This is a genomic window from Anaerococcus sp. HMSC068A02, from assembly GCF_001811125.1.
Taxonomy (GTDB): domain Bacteria; phylum Bacillota; class Clostridia; order Tissierellales; family Peptoniphilaceae; genus Anaerococcus; species Anaerococcus vaginalis_C.
In genome coordinates this window covers 1-2,854 of sequence record NZ_KV803729.1, presented here as the reverse complement: position 1 = coordinate 2,854, position 2,854 = coordinate 1, and the positions used below count along the sequence as shown (strand labels likewise).

General features: G+C 30.0%; 4 protein-coding genes. All 4 read right to left on the bottom strand.

The genetic code is table 11. From position 1 onward, the window contains the following. Window positions 1–641 (bottom strand): replisome organizer (locus HMPREF2782_RS03065; RefSeq protein WP_070640788.1); only part of this gene is annotated, 641 nt, incomplete at its 3' end. A gap of 88 nt (window positions 642–729) precedes the next feature. Further along, window positions 730–1,725, bottom strand: coding sequence for an ORF6N domain-containing protein (locus HMPREF2782_RS03060; RefSeq protein ID WP_070640786.1), 996 nt, complete (start codon window positions 1,723–1,725; stop codon window positions 730–732). 151 nt (window positions 1,726–1,876) lie between these two features. After that, entirely contained in the window at window positions 1,877–2,029 is a 153-nt protein-coding gene (locus tag HMPREF2782_RS09475) for a hypothetical protein (protein ID WP_186821647.1), read from the bottom strand. Window positions 2,030–2,154: 125 nt separating this feature from the next. Next, window positions 2,155–2,682: a PcfB family protein gene (locus HMPREF2782_RS03055; protein WP_070640784.1), complete on the bottom strand. Its 528-nt coding sequence runs from the start codon at window positions 2,680–2,682 to the stop codon at window positions 2,155–2,157. Between the last annotated feature and the right edge of the window lie 172 nt (window positions 2,683–2,854).

The following is a 2,854-nucleotide window of genomic DNA, read 5'->3' as shown; positions in this document are numbered from 1 at the left end:
TCTTTATCTTCTTCATACCATTTTAAGATTGTTGCATAGTGGTTTTGATAGGTCTTGCCACTACTTTTCATGTATCTTGATAGTTTATTTATCATTATTTCTGTGTGTGAGTTTAATTTTTCTTTAAGGTTCTTGTATTCTTCTTTGCTTAACCTTACATTTTTGAATTCTCCATAAAAGATGGGGGTGGACTGTTCTTCTCTCCCCTTATCTATACTAACCTTATCTAATCTACCCTTATCTATACTGGGTTGACCACTTGACAACCTTTGGTTAACCAGATGACAACCAACTTTTTCTTCTGAAATATATGCTCCATTTTCCGTCTGATAAAGCTGTTGTTTCTGCTCTATATACATTGTTGGCTTATATCTGTCTTTTCTAATATAGTTATTTATCTTCCAATGAGTAATGACGATAATTCCCTGATCAAAGACTATCACAAAGCCTTTGGCAATAAGTATTTTTAGGTCATCTTCATTAGCTCCGATAATTTTGATGATTTTCTTAGGATTATTTACAAAACCATCATCATCTGCCCTCATTGATAAATGAAAATACAGACATTGACTACTTAGTGGCATATCCAAAAATAAGTCGCTATCAACTATCTTTAGTGAAAACATTCTTTTATCTGCCATGCTCTCCTACCTTTCTTCAAATAAAAAAAGACGATAGTTTTTACTTCTACCGCCTTACGTAAATTATTTTGATTTTTATTTTTGTATATTAAATTTTTAAGTCTTCATTATTTAACATCTTACTAAACATATCATGGTACATATCTTTAGAAGATTCTTCTATCTTGGTAATACTTGATATTTTATTTCCCGCATCCTTTGACGAAGCTCCGCAAAGATAAAAGGCTTCATTTTCTGTTCCACAGTCTATTGCTATATATCTATCGTGATATTTTTTACCTGCTATCTTCAGTTTCAGGTCTATATTAGGATAGTCTTTTCTAAAATCATCTAAGATGTTTTTTGTAAGCATATCCTTGTTTTTAACATTATCGCTAAAGACTATGATTTGAGTCTTATCTCTTGCAGCTCTTAAAAGTTCTAATGTTTTAAGCCCTATATAGTTATCTATAACATAAATACTTTTCTTTGCTGATTTATATATTTTTGTATAGGCAACATCAGCTTCTATCTTATCTCCATTCATCAAGAGGAAATGTTTATATGTTTCCGGGTCTATAAAATTATCCATTACCTTTTTCAAATCTTCTTTAGTAGCTAATGTGTTAATCTTACTATCTATCCTTGCGATATCATTTGTGTTTTGATTTGTTTGAATTGCTATTTGTACTAATTCTTTTGAACCGATAAAATCTTGGTTTTCAATGATGAAGTCTTTCATCTGCTTAAACATTCGTATTAAAGCCTTGCTCTGTTTAACGGCAAGTTCTCCCCTTAATACAGTCATAAGCATATAAATACCCTGCTCTGTAAAAGCATAAGGTAGTTTTCTACGACCGCCCCAACTTGATGTCGATTTTTTCGATATCAAGTTTTCAAACTCTGATTTCGTCAACTGAAACATAAAATCATCATCAAATTTCTCCGAATTATTTTTTACTTGTTCGTTAAATCTTGTCGTTGTATACCCATAGATTTCAGCCAACTCAAAATCAAGCATAATCCTTTGATTTCGTATATAGTAAATCTTACTTTTAATTGTAGTTTCATCTATAACTACAATTTTCTTATTTTTCTCTGCCACAAAATTCACCTCCTATATATTTTTGGGGCTACAACTTGTAGCCATTTTCTCTTTATTTCATTTAGCTTACAGATCTTAAGCCAATTATCCATAATATTTTCAAAGCCTAATTTCTATAATTATACCAAAAATATTAAATCTTTTCTATCTCTCACTCTCTCTCTTTATCTATCTCTATATCTTTCTCTATCTCTATCTCTTGTCGGACATGGGTTGGACTCATTAAGGACAATGTCCTCTGTTTATTTTCTGTGAAAAATTCTTCTTTTAATTTTATCCAATAATATCTTTTGTTTGTTGCCATATCTGCTCCTTTCTTGATTTTCGATAATCGAAATTCTTGATTTCCGATTTTCGGAATTCTGGACTTCTGCTTTTTGGAAGTCTTGTTATTGTGGTTATTTAAGGGTGTAACTTTTCGTTACTCCCTTAGATTTCTCTGGTCATATCTTTTTTACTTGGTTTTACTTTTTCTTTTACTTTCCTTTTGACTTTTTCTTTTGTCTTATCCTTTTTATTGGATAGGTCTTTGTATTTCTTTATTTGTTTTAGGATACTTTCTTTTTCTTTTTTATTTTCTTTGGCTATGACTTGTTTAAAGGCATATTCCATTACTTTTATGTCTTTGGCTTGGAAAAATATTTCATAGTTTTTACTTTCTTTGTTTTTCATTACTGAGAAACTTACTCCAAGTTTGTTTAGTTCTTTTTTTAAGTCTTTGAGGTCGCTTTGATCTATGCTTATGTTTTCTAGTTGTCCTTTTTTATATAAGTCTTTTATTTTCATTTCATCTCCCATAAGGCTTTTTAGGTTTCCATTTGCTTTTTCTAAAGTTTCATTCATCTTTTTTCTTATTTCTTTTTCTAAGTTGATTGATTCTTTTGCTGCCTTTATTGTGTATGTTATTATAGTTTGTGCTGCTTGACCTGCTTCTTTGCTTATTTCTTCGTTTATCATGTTTTATCTCTCCTTTGTTTGAATTAAAAAAAGGGAAGTATAGGCTTTAATTTTTCTATACTTCCCTTTGATTGTTTTTATTTGGTTGTTGGTGGTGTAATGCTTTATTTTGATGTTTTTATATATTTCTTAGGTATTTGTACCTTTTATACTTTTAAATAGCTTACAATAC

Coding starts and splice junctions, on each gene's coding strand:
- HMPREF2782_RS09475 (WP_186821647.1), bottom strand. CDS start 2,029: ATGGCAACAAACAAAAGATATTATTGGATAAAATTAAAAGAAGAATTT.
- HMPREF2782_RS03055 (WP_070640784.1), bottom strand. CDS start 2,682: ATGATAAACGAAGAAATAAGCAAAGAAGCAGGTCAAGCAGCACAAACT.